Genomic DNA, 16,032 nt, shown 5'->3' with positions numbered 1-16,032 from the left:
CCCCCCCACAGCAGCCCACCTTGGGCCCCCGGGCGGTGTACATATCCGCACCGCCGGTTATCTCCAGCACCCGCCGGGCCAGGACACCCATCACCCGGCACACCGCCTCGGCCCGGGGGTCGGCCATGGTATATTCCCCTTCGTGACCGGTAAAGCCCACCGGCCGTAAAAGCCCCCGGCCCAGCAGGTAGTCGTAAGCCGGGGTCCCCCGCAAAACCACCTGCCGGTGGAAAAACAGGTGGGCGGTGGTGGAGGGACAGTCCAGCAGTTCCATACGCTGTAAAAAGTGCAGGTTTTCCCGGATTTCCTCCAGGGTGGCGCCGGGATCAAAATTGATGAACCCCAGGGAGATGTTCAGGCCCAGACGGCGTAAGGTGACAATGGCCCGTTCATTCTGGGCCACCGTGGTGCCCTTGCGGAAACGGTCCAGGGCGCTCTGGGCGCCGCTCTCCACCCCCAGGAAGACGTCCCGCAGGCCCACTTCCACCAGCCGGGAAAACACCCCTTCCTCCACGTCGTTGGCCCGGCATTCCAGTCCAAAGACCAGGGGAAAATCCAGCCGCCCCAAAAGCCCCGCCAGTTCCAGAACGCGCCGCCGCCCCCTTTCCCCGGGACCGAAGAAATTGGCATCGGCAAAGTAAAAGGAAGGGTTGCCGGTAGCCCGGTATACCTGCTCCATCTCGGCCACAATATTGGCCGGGGTGCGCCCCCGCCAGATCATCCCCGGGCCGTAAAAGTTGTTAAGATAGCAAAAGGTACAGCGGCCGTAACAGCCCCGGCTGCCCAGGATGTAGTTGTGCATGTGGCGCCGGGCTGATGCTTGCGGGTCCGGACGCAGGGGAAAGGGCAGGGAGTCCAGGTCGTCCACGGCCGGGCGCAGCTGATTCCGCACCGGCCCCCCCCGCCCGCTGTAAACCAGGCCGGTGGTTTCCCGCCAGGCGCCCCCGTCCGGGCCGGCCAGGCGGCGGGCCAGCTCCGTCAGGGTGAATTCCGGCTCGCCCAGCACCACCGAATCCACAAAGGAAAACTGCCGCAACAGCGGTTCCCAGGCAAAGGTGGGGTAATGGCCGTATAAATTCAGGTGGATGCGGGGCTTTTCCTCCTTAACAACCTGAAGCATGGCCATGATTTCCGCCGTGCGCTCCCAGAGGAATTTCAGGTGCACACCCAGAAGGGCAAAGTCTTCCCTCAATAAACGATCCCTGGTTTCTTCCACACTCCAGCCGGCCAGGTCGGCATCCACCACGGACACTTCCAGGCCGGCCTCCTGCAGGCAGGCCGCCGCGTAACCGGTGAGCAGGCAGGCCGACAGGGGGGCATTCACCACCAGGTCATCGGTAAAGGGATCGGTTAATAGAGGCGGGTTGAGCAGCAAAATCCGCATTGACAGTTCACCTCCCGGAGTTGACATAATACGAACCCGATGACTAACATCTATGATAACTTTTATCAGAATCAACAGCGGCCAATAGGGGACTGTCCCCTTTTTTAATCCACCAGCAGCAATCCCACCCGGGGGCAGGGTTCGCCCGGCTCCCGGGCCGGGGTTAAAGGCAGGCCGTTGTTGCGGACCGTCTGAAATACATCGATGCCGCAGGCCTCCATGGACGGGCGGGCCTCCCCGGGACGGCGGCAGGGACCATCCAGGTTGCATTCCGCGCACAGACCGCAGGTGCCCGCCCCCAGCCCGAAGGCCCTGTAACTGCCCGCTTTAAAGGCCAGGTGCTCCAGGTGGCCGGCCAGGTAGCGCACCAGCCAGGATGCTTCCGCCAGAAAAAGGATACCCGTGCGGTAGCAGCGCAGCATCGCCTCCGTCTCCTCCGGCCGGGGGGTGAAGGGGGGGCAGGTCAGGCTTCTGCCGTAGCCGGGACAGCCGTACCGGCACTTCCAGCGCACCCAGGGGGCCACCACCACCGTGGCCGTGTCGATTACCCTTGCCTCCAGGGCCCCGGCTTCCCGGGCCGCCCGGCAGAGGCGCTCCAGGAGCCCGGGCGGGAGCACGGCCGGGCCCAACCCGGCACCCGGGTTGGGGATGGAGCTATCTTTCTCTTTGGATAGAATGCATCTCTTCCCCGGTACAGGCGATTGGGAAAGGGACAGAGGTCCACCTTTATCTGTCAAGACGCCATTCCCTTTAACAGGATTAGTCATTGACATCACCACTCATTCATTAGCCGGAAGAAACATGGGTATGACAGGGAAAAAGTTAAACCCCGGTACCGCTTTCATTTATTCGGTTCATCCCGTGCTGCGGCGTAAATTCATCCCCTGACTTCGGCAATCATCCGGTTCTCAGGGGCACCATCTCCTTTTTCCCCACCAGCAGGCCGCTGCCCTCAGTCAGTGGCCGGTAGCTAATCTCCCGGAACCCGGCCTCCTCCAGCCAGCCGCCCATCTCCCGCACGCCGTACACCCGGCCGGTGAGGGTGCCCACCAGCATGTTCAGGTCGAACAGGGCCGCTTCCGGAGCCGGTTCATCGCCCAGCACATAGTCGTGGATCACCACCTGCCCGCCGGGGCGCAGGGCACGCCACACCCGGGCCATGATCCGCCGGTTCAGGACGGCATCGTAAATATGCACCACATTGGAGGCCAGCACCAGGTCGTAGACTTCTTCCCCCAGGTCGTCGCCGGTGAAGTCCCCGGGACGCAGTTCCACCCGGCCGGCCATGCCGGCCGCCTCCACCAGCTCCGCGGTAATCTTGAGGGTATCCGCCAGGTCCATAATGGTGGCCCGGGCGGCGGGGAATCTCTTTAACAGGGCGACGGTATATACCCCGGGGCCGCCCCCCAGGTCCAGGAAATGGGCACAGCAGCCCGGGTCCAGGGCGGCGGCCAGCTTTTCCGCCTTCAGGGAAGCCTGATCCCCCATGGCCAGGATGTAGTCCCGCAGGCGCTCTGCATAACCGGCCCGCTCCACGGCTTCAAAACCGGTGGGCCGGCCGGTGCGCACCGCCTCACCCAGCCGGGACCATCCCTCCGCCAGGTTGGCAAAATGGCGCACCGCGTGGCCCAGGTAGGTATCCTTTCCCCGGACCAGGTGCCGGTGGGCCAGGGGGGAGTTCCGGTAGCACTCCCCTTCCCTTTCCACCAGCCCCAGGCTGTGCAGGGCCGCCAGCAGGCGGGCGGTGGCATCCGGCGCAGTCCCCAGGGCGGCGGCCGCCCGGGCGGGGGTTGTGCCGTCCAGTCCGGGATGTACGGGCATGTCCCCGGCCCCTGGTGGAAAACAGCCGGGGTTCAGGCCGGCCAGCACATCGAACAGGCCCAGTTCCACCGCCGTGAACAGCACCCGGGCCGCCCAGTGGCCCCGGCAGATGTCCAGAATATATCCCCCATTCAAGGGCTTGTTTTCTCCGCCGGTTAATCCTTTACCTGCCGCCATCGGGTACCTCCTTACTGCTGAAAGTACTCCGCCACCAGCCGCAGGGCGCACAGGTCGCCGCAGCGGCGGCACAGCTCCTCCCCGGCCCCCTGGTGGTAGCAGCGCACCACTGCCGGGTCCAGGGCCAGGTCGGCCACGGCCCGGCGATCCAGGGACGCCCTGGCCCGGGCCATCTGCAGGTCCCATTCCCGGGCCCCCTGCACGCCTTTGGCAATGTCGGCGGCGTGGGCGGCGATGCGGGCGGCCATCACTCCGGTGCGCACGTCCTCTTCCGTGGGCAGGCCCAGGTGCTCCGCCGGGGTGACGTAACAGATGAAGTCGGCCCCGCTGGCCCCGGCCAGGGCGCCGCCGATGGCCGCGGTGATATGGTCGTAGCCCGGGGCCACATCGGTGGCCAGGGTGCCCAGGACGAAGTAAGGGGCCCGGTGGCAGAGCTGCTTCTGCAGCAGCATGGTGGTTTCCACATGGTGGATGGGCACATGGCCCGGCCCCTCCACCATTACCTGCACGCCCTTCTCCCGGGCCCGGGCCACCAGTTCCCCGGCCACCAGCAGGCCCTGCACCTGGGCGGCATCCAGGGAATCGGCAATGCACCCCGGGCGGATGGCGTCGCCCAGGCTCAAAACCACGTCATATTCCCGCAGGATGTCACAAACCCGGTCAAAGTCTTCGTAAAGGGGATTCTCCCTTTTGTTATGCAGCATCCAGCCGGTGAGAAAGGCCCCGCCCCGGCTGACGATGTCCGTCACCCGGCCGGTCATCTGCAGGCGCTCCACCACTTCGAAGTTCAGGGCGCAGTGGATGGCCATGAAGTCGATGCCGGCGGCGGCCTGCCTTTCAATGGCGGCGAACATGTCTTCCGGGGTCATGGCCACGATGCCCCCCCGCTTTTCAATGGCTTCAATGCCCGCCTGGTAGATGGGCACGCTGCCCACGGGCACGGCGGATCTCTCCAGGCTCAGGCGGCGCATGCCGTCGATGTCCCCCCCGGTGGACAGGTCCATAATGGCGTCGGCCCCAGCGGCCACGGCCACCTCTATCTTGCGGGCTTCCATCTCCGGGTCGTCCCGGTCGCTGGAAGTGCCGATGAGGGCGTTCACCTTGGTCCGCAGGCCCCGGCCTATGGCACAGGGTTTCAGGTCCTTGCGCAGCCGGTTCTTCGGTATGACTATGGTCCCCGCGGCCACCCCGTCCCGGATGAATGCGGGGTCTACCCCTTCCTGCCGGGCGACCCTTTCCATTTCCGGCGTAATCTCACCCGCTCTGGCAGCCAGCAATTGCGTCATGGATCAGCACACCCCCTGCTCTTTGCCCAGGTATTGGCCGACCACCTGCATGGCACAGTACTTGCCGCACATGGCACAGGCCTGATGGGAGCCGCGGCTGCGCTCCCGGCGCATCATGGCCGCCCGGGAGGAATCCAGGGCCAGCTCTATCTGCCTGTCCCAGTCCAGGGCTTTCCGGGCCCGGGACATCTCCAGATCCCACCGGGCCGCCCGGGGGTCCCTGGCCACATCGGCGGCATGGGCGGCAATGCGGGCGGCGACAACCCCTTCCCGCACCTGCTGCACATCGGGCAGCCCCAGGTGCTCGGCGGCGGTGACGTAGCAGAGAAACTCCGCCCCGGCCCGGGCCGCCAGGGCCCCGCCGATGGCCGCCGTGATATGGTCGTAACCCGGCGCGATGTCCGTGACCACCGGCCCGAAGACAAAGTAGGGCGCACCAAAGCACAGTTCCTTTTCCAGCTGCACCGTGGCCCGCAGGTGCCCCAGGGGCACGTGCCCCGGCCCCTTGACCATCACCTGCACCCCATGCTTGCGCGCCCGGGCCACCAGTTCCCCCAGCACCACCAGTTCCTGCACCTGGGCGGCGTCCAGGGAATCGGCCAGGCAGCCGGGGCGCCAGCCGTCGGCCAGGCTTAAAACCACATCGTAGCGGCGGCAGATTGCCAGCAGCCGGTCATAGTGCTCGTAAAGGGGGTTCTCCCGCCGGTTGTGGATCATCCAGCCCATCAAATGGCTGCCCCCGTGGCTCACCAGGTAATCCACCCGGCGGTGCTTTTTCGCCGCCCGCATGGTCTGCCAGGTGGTGGCGCAGTGCAGGGCCAGGAAGTCCACCCCTGCGGCGGCCTGCCGCTCAATAACCGCGAACATCTCCTCCACCTGCATCTTCACCGCCGCGCCGTACTTTTCCCGGGCCTCCACCAGGGCCTGGTAGACGGGCAGGGTGCCCACCGGCGTGGTGGCGGCCGCCAGCACCGCCCGCCGGGCGCCGTCCATATCCCCGGCGGTGGAGAGGTCCATAATGGCGTCGGTGCCCGCCTCCACCGCCGCCCGCACCTTTTCCACCTCGCCGGCGATGGTGTCCCCCTCCCCGGCCAGGCCCACACTGGCGCTCACCTTTACCCGCAGGCCGGCACCCACGCCCACGGGGTCGCAGTTCCGGCGCACCCGGTTTTTGAGTATGACCACGGTGCCCTCCGCCACCCCCCGGCGGACCAGTTCCGGATCCACCCCCTCCTTTTCGGCCACCCTGTGCATCTCCGGGGTGATCTCCCCGGCCCGGGCCCTGTCCAACTGAGTTGACATAAAACCACCTCCATGGTTGTTAAATTGATGATCAACAGCCGGTTCAGGCCGGCGGGCAAGAACCGTCCCCGCTTGTGCGGGGTGAATAAAATAAAAAGTCTCCAGCCAAAAGTTAATTTCGGCTGGAGACTTTGCCATCATCCCCTGCTCCCGGACCCCCTTTCGCGCGAGGGTGTCCTTAAACCCGAACAGGCAGGTCTCCTGGCTAACGGATCATCGTTTTCCCTTCCCCGGCCTTCCCGGGCCGAAACCCAGTGACTGCGGGGCAAACTCCCCGATTACAGTGGCGGGACCGCGCCGTTTCCGGTAGACGCCCCTTTACCGGGGTAACCGCCGGCCGTTCGTAGCGGCCGGTACCCCCTTTGAGTGCGGGCATCACCGTCCGGACTTCCCTATTCTCCCCTGAATGGGGCACCTGTTCCGGCTATGCAGTTTTACCTGTAGACAGTTTAGCGGATAATTGCCCGGCCGTCAAGGGTAAAAATGCATGGTTTCCTGATATGACAAAAACTATCATTTGTCCCTGAAACCATGGGGGTGATCATGCGGCTCCCAGGCCGGGCTCCCCACATCTTGTTCACTCTTTTTTCAACGACTCCCCCCGCAGCTGCCGCAGCCGCAGCAGGCGTTCCTTCAAGGCGGCTTCGGCGCCCCGGTCGTTGGGCTGGTAGTAAACCGTGCCCCGCAGGGCCTCCGGCAGGTATTCCTGGGCCACAAAGGCCCCCGGGTAGTCGTGGGGGTATTTATATCCCCGGCCGTGGCCGAAGGATCTGGCGCCGTAGTAATTGGCGTCCCGCAGGTGGGGCGGCACCGGGCCCGTTTCCCTTTTCTGCACGTCGGCCAGGGCCCGTTCGACGGCCAGGTAGGCGGAATTGCTCTTGGGCGCCAGGGCCAGGTACACGGCCGCCTCCGCCAGGATAATGCGGGCCTCGGGCAGGCCCACAAACTGCACCGCATCGGCGGCGGCCTGGGCCACCACCAGCGCCCGGGGGTCGGCCAGCCCCACGTCCTCGGCGGCGCTGATCACCAGGCGCCGGGCCAGGAACTTCACGTCCTCGCCGGACTCAATGGCCCGGGCCAGGTAGTGCAGGGCCGCGTCCGGGTCGCTGCCCCGGATGGACTTGATGAAAGCGGAGGCCACGTCGTAGTGGTTGTCCCCCGCCTTGTCATACTGCAGCGCCCGCTGCTGCAGGCAGTCCTCCGCCGCCGCCAGGTCGATGACAATGGCCCCCTCCGGACCGTAGGGAGTGGTCAGCACCGCCAGTTCCAGGGCCCCCAGGGCCACCCGGGCGTCCCCGGCGGCGGCACCGGCCAGGTGTTCCAGGGCGGCGGGCAGCAGGCGCACCTGGTAGCTCCCCAGGCCCCTTTCAACATCGGCCAGGGCCCGCAGCAGGATCAGTTTAATGTCCCCGGGGGACAGGGGCGCAAAGCGGAAGATGGTGGACCGGGAGCGCAGCGCCCCCACAATTTCAAAGTAGGGGTTTTCGGTGGTGGTGCCGATGAGGGTGACCACCCCCTCCTCCACAAAGGGCAGCAGGGCGTCCTGCTGCAGCTTGTTCAGGTGGTGGATCTCATCCAGGCACAAAACCACCGGCTGCCGCTCCGCGTCGGCCCGCCCGGCCACCTCCCGGATCTCCTTCACGGAGGTAATGGCCGCATTCAGCCGCACAAAGGGCCGCCCCGCCGACCGGGCGGCAATTTCGGCCAGGGCCGTCTTCCCGGTGCCCGGCGGACCGTAAAAGATGGCCGACCCGAGCCGCCCGGCCTTTATGGCCCGGTAAAGCAGCTTGCCCGGGGCCAGCAGGTGCCGCTGGCCCACGAATTCGTCCAGGGTGCGGGGCTTAAAGCGGGCGGCCAGGGGTACGCCCGGGGGCATGTTCCCCTGCCCGGGGTTATCCCTGTCCCCGGAACTGCCGGGCAAATATTCCGCCCCTTTGCGGGATGACCGGTCAACCCCCTGCCCGGGGCCGCCGCCGTCCCTGCGGTTGTCGAGCTTTTCCCTGCGCATGGCACGGCTCCTTCGAAAAATTCGTCGGTCGTCAGACGTCAGTCGTCGGGTTAAGGGGATGTCCCAATAATCCAGAAGGTGATTATTCCTTTTTCTGTGCAAAGATTAAACCTGTCCCGGCATGTCCCAATCCCCGACCAGTACAGTTTACCCTGTTTTCTGTGTAAAGCTTACACCAGAAGAGGCAAAGCTGCAAGGGACATTGGCCCCGGCCCCGTACCCGAAAAGGCCACATGAAAATGGGCAATATGCCATTCCTGTAACAAGTAAAAATTTTAAACAACCCCGCAGGATTTTAAAATCTCACGCAGAAATTTTCAATCAAGCATAATTTCACAATAAGGGGGGCGTGCGTTTTGAAAAAAATTTTTATTGTAGGCTGCAATGCCTATATGGAATCGGGCTATGGTTGTCCGGGGGAATGGCGCTGTCTAAAGGCTGCGGCACTGGGTGAAGGCAAATTCACCGAGCCCGCGCAGGTAATCGCTTTTGTCACCTGCGAATGCCCCGGCCGCACTGTCATACCCAATATTGGCATGGCCATCAAACTGTCCGAAACAAAACCCGACGCCATTTACCTGAGCAAATGCCTGGCGGAATCCAAACCCGGCTGCCCTTATACCACACCTGAAGAACTGGCCAGGATGATTGAAAGCAAAACCGGCATTCCGGTAGTCCTCGGCACCCATGAATATAAGTAGGTTTTACCTGAAAAGGAAGGGCGGTCAGCCCTTCCTTAGACGAACCGCGCATCCAGCGAGGTGTGCCAGCACATTCTATTCCGGCAGGTTCAGGCATTCAACAAGTTATGTACCCGGCACCACCTTGATAACAGTGGTATGCGTTTCTGCAAGTTTTTGACCCGAGGTGGCGGTCAAGCCGGCATCCACCCGCAGGGTATAGGTCTGGCAGGCAACTAGGGCTTCGCCGGGCTTCAACCAGAAGGTGGTGTAGCCCCCGGTTTCGCCCGCGTTCACCTCACCTACAAAGTAAAGGGTACAGGGCAGTTCGGCACCGGCGGCTGTGAGCAGGTGGAAATGGGAGGCAGTATTCCCGTCTATCTTAACCGGCTGGTTAAAAACTATCTGCAGCATCTGGGCCGGGGTCATTTCCACGACCCCGCTGCCCGGGGTACCTGCACCGGCCAGCTGCGCCGCCACCAGGTCCAGATCCAGACGGCCGTAGCCGGCGTAGTCGTCTCTGCCCGGCGGGCCGATGTCCACCACACCTTTTTTGATCATCTCCGCCACCTGGTCCGGTCCGGCACCGGGCAACTGGGATTTAATTATGGCCGCCGCGGCCGAAACAAAGGGGGTGGCCAGGGATGTTCCATCGGCATACATATAGCCGGGATACCAAACGTCGGTGGTGAGAACATTCACCCCGGGAGCCGCCACCATTACCTGCGGACCGTGGTTAGAAAAGCTTGCCACCAGGTCGCCACCGTCGCTGGCGGCCACGGCAATCACCCCTGGTAAGGCCGCCGGGTATAATACCGGTCCGCTATCATTACCGGATGCGGCCACCACTGTTACACCGTGCTCCCGGGCGTAGACGATGGCATCAGCTTCCGACCGGGTATACTGGCTGCCCCCCAGGCTGAGGTTAATTACCTGGGCGCCGTGATCAACGGCGTGGTATATGGCCTGGGACACCAGGTATGTGTCCGCCTGTCCATCTAAATTAAAAACCCGCAGGGGCAGTATCTGCACGTTCTGCCCGCCGGCCGTCCCGGCAATGCCGGTGGCGTTATCGGTGGCGGCGGCGATCACACCGGATACCGCCGTACCATGCCCGTCCAGATCCAGCGGGTAGTTGTCGTTTAACACAAAGTCCCAGGCCCCGTCAGATAAAATGCGCCCCTGCAAATCCTCATGGTAAAAATCAATGCCCGAGTCAATCACAGCCACAATCACCGGGTCCCGGTTGGGCGCCAGCCTGTCCCAGGCCCGGGGGGCGTTGATTTTCTGCAACCCCCACTGTTCGTAAAACAGAGGGTCGTTGGGAACGCGCTGCATATGCACGGGGTAATTGGGCTCCACATACTCCACCCGGCCGCTCTGCTTTAATTCTTTTATGGCCTTCTCCCTGTCCATTGCCCGGAGCAGGGACATATTCCGGTTTTCATGCACCCTTTCCACGGAGAGCTGTTTGAGTAATGCTTCCTTGCTTTCCGTCCCCGGCAATTGCTTCCACTTGACAATAATCTCCTTGCTGTAGTCCCGGGCGGGCATTTGCTTTTCCCGCTGCCGCCGTTCTTCAATCAACTGGCGGACATTTTCCTTTGAACCATAGGCATGGCCAGCTACAGAGAGTGTCTGCAGATTTCGGGGTCGGTATGCCTGCCCGTTTTCCGACGGCCGGGCCGCAGCCCATGGCGCATGAATAGTGATGATTGCCAGAAGGATCAGCAACCCCGCCAGCCACCGGTGACCAAACCTTTTCGGCAACAAAAAACATTCCTCCCCAGGTATAGTTTCTGAACCCTTTTTCGATGGCATGATTCCATATTCCTCTAAATGTGACAGGGGACTGTGACAGGGGACGGTTCTTTGACACAAAACTGACTGTGACAGGGGACGGTTCTTTGACACAAAACTAATAACGAGCGGTCTCAGCCGGTCTTACGCCGGCCGGGGCCTCTCTATTCGCAGCCGCACAGCAAGGGCCGCCCCGCAGGATGCCAGTGGCGGGCTGAAATTAATTTATTAACGTATTGGCCGTGAATCTTCCCTGGTAGCTACGTCAGCGGGGGTTTACTTTTAAGCAGGCCACTCCGGCATCCCGTCGTACCAGATCCCCGTTACGTGTGGTATAATTTCAGAATAATTTCTCAGGGGCATTGTGTGGTTAAACCCGCCGGGACGCTGGATACGGGCACGCACTTATCAATAAGTTAATAAGTTAAGTGCCTGGCTCCATCTTACGGGAGGGGACATACCCATAAAGTGCAGGGAGAATAGGAGAACTGTCCCCTTGTTTCCTGATCACAAAGCCGCCCTCTTTTCAAGCGGTTTAATAACGTCTCTAAACAACTTTGAAGCATTAAGTAATTCTATCCCAATTAGCTGACCATCTTTATCTATTTCCAAATTTATACCGGGATGTAACTCTATAACCTCTTCTTCTACACCTTCCTTGGCAAGGTAAAGAATATCGGCTTCTGAATCATAATAGGCTTTCATGTTTGACCCACCCCCTGCTTCTAACCCTGTTTTCCCTTTGACCGTCTTTTTAGCGGGTGTAAAGTTATTAACACTATTTTACCTTCAGACATACTGTAGGTTAAAGCCATATCTCTCTCTACACCCTGGAATTCCATGCGCCTCACCGCTATAAAATGATTGGTCTGAGTATCCCTATAATGCTCATTAGCCTGGGTAAAAATCGTTTCAGCCATCCCGTCTGGAATACCACGCAATTCTTTACGCGTTAAAAAATGTTTTGAAAAACTACATTCAAGATAACTCTCCTCTCATATATATCTCTAATTATATTAAATTTACTTAATTTACTTAATTTACCATTATAACAGGTCCTGATAACGTGAACTGTGTATACAACCTTGCCCCTGGCCTCGCCTTCGGCCCTGCCTTCAGCCCTGCCTTTAATTAACCCGCGCATCTCTGCCTGCTGCTGCATCTCTTCAAGGGTTATTTCCAGGTTGGTAATCATCTTTTCCACCTCCCAGGGACTGACTTCGCCTATTATCCTGTCACCTTGTCCCGCAATGGACCGGGCAGCCTGGCCTTGAGCACGTGGGTAAGCCAGGCGATAAACTGCCTCAACTGGTCGCGGCTCAGGTTCTTCAGCGCATCAGCCAGCTTCCACAGCCGACTGACCAGTTCCTCCGTGTCCACCTTCTGGTCCAACGCAAATCGCTGGAAAGGCGAAGGATTTAATGCCTGACCGCAATTGCCCCACGCAGTTCTTCTTCGGTGGTTATTTCCAGGATCTTTTCGGCCAGCGCCTCAAGCTGGGCCAGTTCCAGGGAGTTGATTCTTTCTTCAATATCCTGGGGCACCGCACCAAATCGCTTTTTGATTTGTTTTAACAAAATCAGGATGATTCCCTCCTGCCTGCCCAGCTGGATTCCCTCCTGCCGTCCCAGCTGAATTCCCTCCCGCCGGCCTTTTTCCACCAGGCCCGGGTCGTAGAATGTTTTAATCATGTTTTTCACCTCCTGATCGATCCTGCGGTAACCACCATATTTGCCGTACAGATATTCCATAATATTGAGCATTATGGCCTGCATTTCCCCGGCGTCTTCGGGTGTGATCTTTTCTTCCTCCAGGGCCAGGGTAATGGCTTTCACCACTTCTTCGGCTGTTTGAAGAAGTTTTTGGTAGGCCTCTTCGTCCATTTCCCCCCTGGTTCTTAAGTATTTCCGGATCTTGAACACCTGCAGGGGAAGCAGAAGATACATTTTCCGGGCGTAAAGCTGCCGGGCGTCGTAAAGCCAGTATTTAAAGGACGGCACCTGGTAGAGCAGGGATGATTGTTTGGGTATCTTGATTTTTAACTGGAGGACATCGGGTATTTTTTCGTTTTCCTCGATGAAGATGACCCGGGGGTCGGGAAATTCCATTTCCACCGGTCCGGTTAAATCGGACAGGTCCAGCAGTTCCTTTGCTTTGGCAAAGCCGTACCGGAACATTCTGATGACGATGTTTTTGTCGTAGGTGGTTTGAAATTCGATGTGGTACCGGTAAATAGTCCGGCCGGACAGAACTTCCACCATCATGTCCGCCGTGCTTTTGACCAGGTCGTCCCGGATGAATTCCGTGCTGCCGTAGCTTACTTCGGCCGTTTCGGCAAGATGATCATCGTACAGGGCATTTAGTACGTGGAGCAGGGGCTTTTTCGACAGGTGAAACAGCCTTTTGATCAGTTCGTCCATTTTGATGGCGGTGGGCTGAGTGTCCATTTCCACCCCTGCCAAATGTTGATTTGCCTGTATTGTATCATGAGGAGCCGGGGAATGCCAGTTCCAAATTCTTTTCAGCCGGCAGAAAGTGCCGGAGGTTGACCCCTTTTGGATGGTTCAAGGGAGGGCGGTTAGCCCTCCCTTTGGCGACCATCGCAGGACAATTGTTTAAATAGGACAAAAGCTTCAACCCGGATCGACTGCCTGGGCCTTCACCGGTGCGGGACCGGGGGCTCGATAAGTTAATAAGTTAAGTGCCCGGCACCATCTCATAGCTTTGTGTCAAAAGAACCGTCCCCTGTCACACTACGTGGCCTGGACAATGGGCGGCGTGCCTTTCCGGTCATTTAAGGTCGCCTCCCAGATGTCGCTCCGGTAGGCATCATCCTGGCGGGCAGGGCTATGTCATGGTAGCCCATCGGCTCGAAATTTACCAGGTAGCAACCGCCGGGGTCTTCTACTTCAAACACGTTGTCCAGCCTGGACTCCGCCCTGGGAATGTATTCGCTTTTGAACGGACTGATCCGGTCTTCCGCACATCCGGGGTTCAGGTATTTTACCCAGTCACCCGGCCTGCGCTGAACTAGGCGCTTGACGGGTATGTCTATTTTGGGCATTGACGGTATGTCACCTTCTTTGTTTTATATTTTACCACATGATCGGCTTTTTCGTCTCTCACGGATCAAAATCCTGCTAACCGTCAATGCAAGGGGGGTATTGGGCCGCCGCCGGGCAAAGATTACGGCCCGCTCTTCCACACCGGGCGGGAAGTTGACACGGGGCGGGGATGAGGTGGAAACTGAATCGTGCGGTTGGTGAAAAGAAAATGCCCCCGCCGTTGTGTGACCGACAGAGGCCGCTCGTTATTTTTGTGTCAAAGAACCGTCCCCTGTCACACGCCCAGCAAAAACCCCCGCAAGCCCTGACAGCCTGCGGGGGCTTCTATTCAGTTCACTGAGCTAACTTCCCCATCCCGTCCCCGATGATGGCCCGCGCCTCTTCCAGGGTGTCAGCCGCAAATAGCTCTTCCATCACGCCGTCCAGCGCCTCCAGGCTGGTCACTCCCTGCACTACCCGCTGCAGTTCCTCGGAAGCAGCCCCGAACCTGCGCTTGAGGTACTTGCAAATGGCGTCCTGCGCTTTCTCAACTTTGCCTTCAGCCCTGCCTTTGGCCTCAGCTTCCGCACGCTCTTCCTTCACCCATTCCTGATAAATCGGCGATTCCAAAATCATTTCCCTCCTTATCATCGAGTACACCAGCTCCGCCGCATATCTGCCGCCCGCCAGTATCCCCATGACGGCCAGCAAGTCTTGCTGCAGCGACTTGTCCTCAACTTCTTTCACTGCTTCAATGCTCTGCTGCAGGACCTGCTTCGGGTCCTCCCCCGCTTCGCCTTTCATCAGCGGGAGCAGGGGGTATAAACCGGCCAGCCTCTGCTCAATTACGGGCTGCCGGGGCTGCTCCCACACCCGCACCACCCGGTAGGTAAATTCCACCGTCTTCTGCTCTCCCCAACAGTCGGTGAGCCGGTGGTTTCTGTTGTCGTGCTCCGGGTAAAAGAAGAACACGGCCTGGACAATGTGCGGCGTGCCTTTCCGGTCGTTTAAGGTCGCCTCCCATATATCGCTCCGGTAGCGCATCATCCTGGCTGGCAGCGCCACGTCATGGTAGCCCATCGGCTCGAAATTCACCAGGTAATAACTCCCGTGGCTCTCTACTTCAAACACGTTGTCCAGCCTGGACTCCGCCCTGGGAATGTATTCGCTTTTGAACGGACTGATCCGGTCTTCCGCACATCCGGGGTTCAGGTATTTTACCCAGTCACCCGGCCTGCGCTGAACTAGGCGCTTGACGGGTATGTCTATTTCGGGCATTGACGGTATGTCACCTTCTTTGTTTGGTGCGCCTGGCAGGAATCGAACCTGCATCCCCTCGGCAACCTGCCCAACAAAACCCCCGCAAGCCCTGACAGCCTGCGGGGGCTTCTATTCAGTTCACTGAGCTAACTTCCCCATCCCGTCCCCGATGATGGCCCGCGCCTCTTCCAGGGTGTCAGCCGCAAATAGCTCTTCCATCACACCGTCCAGCGCCTCCAGGCTGGTCACTCCCTGCACTACCCGCTGCAGTTCCTCGGAAGCAGCCCCGAACCTGCGCTTGAGGTACTTGCAGATGGCATCCTGCGCTTTCTCAACTTTGCCTTTGGCTTTACCTATGGCTTCACCCTCGGCCCTGCCCTTCATCAAACCACGCATCTCCGCCTGCTGTTGCATCTCTTCAAGGGTTATTTCCAGGTTCGTGATCATCTTTTCCACCTCCCACGGATTGACTTCGCCTATTATCCTGTCAACCTTATCCCGCAATGAATCGGGCAGCCTGGCCTTGAGCACGTGACCAAGCCAGGCGCCAAACCGCCTGAATTCGTCCCGGCTCAGGTTCTTCAGCGATCCGGCCAGCTTCCGCAGCCGCCCGACCAGTTCCTCCGCGTCCATCTTCTGGTCCAGCGCAAATATGCTGGCTACCAGGTTGGCCGCCCGGTAGAGTTCTTCTGCGTCGTACCGGTTTACGTCAAACAGGATGTACCGGAAGTCCAACACGTGCTCCTCAAACTGCCGGTACCCGGCCAGCATCTCTTTGAAACTCAGGGCGGCGGATATCACTTCGGTTCCCCTGAGCCGCAGCCTGTACACGATGTCGGCCTCTTTCTCGCTGAAGTCCTGCAAAATGTACGATTTCTCTACCCGTACCAGGCTTTCTTCGTCTATGTCTTTTGCCCAGTCCTCCCGGACAAAGGTTCTGAGCAATTCCAAAAAGGCCCGCTTGCTGGAGAGAAGTTCTCTGTATCCCTTATCGTGGGCGTGGTGGGGCTGTCTATCGGGCACGGGATCAGTCTTCCTGTGGCTGTATTATACCACATCGGCCGGGAAATTGACATGGGGCAGAGCTGGGGCGAAACTGAACCGCGCGGCTGGTGAAAAGAAAATGCCCCCACCGGTGTGTAACACTCAAGCCCCCTAACTGTATTGGACAGTTTGACTTAAATCTGTTACATTATGCAGTAGGGGGGTAGTCCTGAATGACTAGAAAAAAGTACTCACCAGAGCAAAAAATGCAAATTGTTAAGGAGGC

The 16,032-nt window shown here is 59.9% G+C and carries 15 protein-coding genes and 1 riboswitch; of the genes, 1 reads left to right on the top strand and 14 read right to left on the bottom strand.

Translation table 11 applies throughout. From position 1 onward, the window contains the following. The 6 genes from GFC01_RS16155 to GFC01_RS16130 form a co-directional block, all read right to left on the bottom strand. A partial coding sequence (locus GFC01_RS16155; protein WP_194174999.1) for a B12-binding domain-containing radical SAM protein occupies nt 1-1,384 on the bottom strand: 1,384 nt, incomplete at its 3' end. 104 nt (nt 1,385-1,488) lie between these two features. After that, nucleotides 1,489-2,121 carry a DUF2284 domain-containing protein gene (locus GFC01_RS16150; RefSeq protein WP_194174998.1) on the bottom strand — a complete coding sequence of 211 codons (633 nt, stop codon included), beginning with the start codon at nt 2,119-2,121 and terminating at the stop codon, nt 1,489-1,491. Between the two features lie 160 nt (nt 2,122-2,281). Next, nucleotides 2,282-3,382 (bottom strand): methyltransferase, encoded by a 1,101-nt coding sequence (locus GFC01_RS16145; RefSeq protein WP_152948190.1) that lies wholly within the window; start codon nt 3,380-3,382, stop codon nt 2,282-2,284. 11 nt (nt 3,383-3,393) lie between these two features. Further along, nucleotides 3,394-4,668: a B12 lower ligand biosynthesis ThiC-like protein BzaB gene (gene bzaB / locus GFC01_RS16140; RefSeq protein ID WP_152948189.1), complete on the bottom strand. Its 1,275-nt coding sequence runs from the start codon at nt 4,666-4,668 to the stop codon at nt 3,394-3,396. A 3-nt stretch (nt 4,669-4,671) separates the two neighbouring features. Continuing rightward, nucleotides 4,672-5,970: a phosphomethylpyrimidine synthase ThiC gene (thiC, locus tag GFC01_RS16135; protein WP_152948188.1), complete on the bottom strand. Its 1,299-nt coding sequence runs from the start codon at nt 5,968-5,970 to the stop codon at nt 4,672-4,674. A gap of 174 nt (nt 5,971-6,144) precedes the next feature. Continuing rightward, nucleotides 6,145-6,404, bottom strand: a riboswitch (cobalamin riboswitch). 143 nt (nt 6,405-6,547) lie between these two features. Next, entirely contained in the window at nt 6,548-7,978 is a 1,431-nt protein-coding gene (locus GFC01_RS16130) for a replication-associated recombination protein A (RefSeq protein ID WP_341474051.1), read from the bottom strand. A 356-nt stretch (nt 7,979-8,334) separates the two neighbouring features. Between GFC01_RS16130 and GFC01_RS16125 the strand changes: the two genes are divergently transcribed. Further along, nucleotides 8,335-8,679 (top strand): CGGC domain-containing protein, encoded by a 345-nt coding sequence (locus GFC01_RS16125; RefSeq protein ID WP_152948187.1) that lies wholly within the window; start codon nt 8,335-8,337, stop codon nt 8,677-8,679. Between the two features lie 105 nt (nt 8,680-8,784). On the opposite strand, the gene GFC01_RS16120 is transcribed toward GFC01_RS16125, so the two are convergent. The 8 genes from GFC01_RS16120 to GFC01_RS16090 form a co-directional block, all read right to left on the bottom strand. Then, entirely contained in the window at nt 8,785-10,431 is a 1,647-nt protein-coding gene (locus GFC01_RS16120) for a S8 family serine peptidase (protein WP_194174997.1), read from the bottom strand. Between the two features lie 534 nt (nt 10,432-10,965). Beyond that, nucleotides 10,966-11,163: a DUF2283 domain-containing protein gene (locus GFC01_RS16115; protein ID WP_152948185.1), complete on the bottom strand. Its 198-nt coding sequence runs from the start codon at nt 11,161-11,163 to the stop codon at nt 10,966-10,968. Between the two features lie 247 nt (nt 11,164-11,410). Beyond that, nucleotides 11,411-11,653 carry a hypothetical protein gene (locus tag GFC01_RS16110; protein WP_152948184.1) on the bottom strand — a complete coding sequence of 81 codons (243 nt, stop codon included), beginning with the start codon at nt 11,651-11,653 and terminating at the stop codon, nt 11,411-11,413. A gap of 32 nt (nt 11,654-11,685) precedes the next feature. Further along, nucleotides 11,686-11,850: a hypothetical protein gene (locus GFC01_RS16105; protein WP_152948183.1), complete on the bottom strand. Its 165-nt coding sequence runs from the start codon at nt 11,848-11,850 to the stop codon at nt 11,686-11,688. A 26-nt stretch (nt 11,851-11,876) separates the two neighbouring features. Further along, entirely contained in the window at nt 11,877-12,905 is a 1,029-nt protein-coding gene (locus tag GFC01_RS16100) for a DUF4351 domain-containing protein (protein ID WP_152948182.1), read from the bottom strand. A 347-nt stretch (nt 12,906-13,252) separates the two neighbouring features. Continuing rightward, a complete protein-coding gene (locus tag GFC01_RS18870) occupies nt 13,253-13,522 on the bottom strand; it encodes a hypothetical protein (RefSeq protein ID WP_194174996.1) in 270 nt (89 codons plus the stop codon). A 334-nt stretch (nt 13,523-13,856) separates the two neighbouring features. After that, nucleotides 13,857-14,780: an RpnC/YadD family protein gene (locus GFC01_RS16095; RefSeq protein WP_152948181.1), complete on the bottom strand. Its 924-nt coding sequence runs from the start codon at nt 14,778-14,780 to the stop codon at nt 13,857-13,859. A gap of 120 nt (nt 14,781-14,900) precedes the next feature. Continuing rightward, on the bottom strand, nt 14,901-15,785 hold the full coding sequence (locus GFC01_RS16090; protein WP_194174995.1) for an RpnC/YadD family protein: 885 nt from the start codon (nt 15,783-15,785) through the stop codon (nt 14,901-14,903). Between the last annotated feature and the right edge of the window lie 247 nt (nt 15,786-16,032).

The organism is Desulfofundulus thermobenzoicus, assembly GCF_009428905.1.
Taxonomy (GTDB): domain Bacteria; phylum Bacillota; class Desulfotomaculia; order Desulfotomaculales; family Desulfovirgulaceae; genus Desulfofundulus_A; species Desulfofundulus_A thermobenzoicus.
This window is presented reverse-complemented; position numbering and strand designations above follow the sequence as displayed.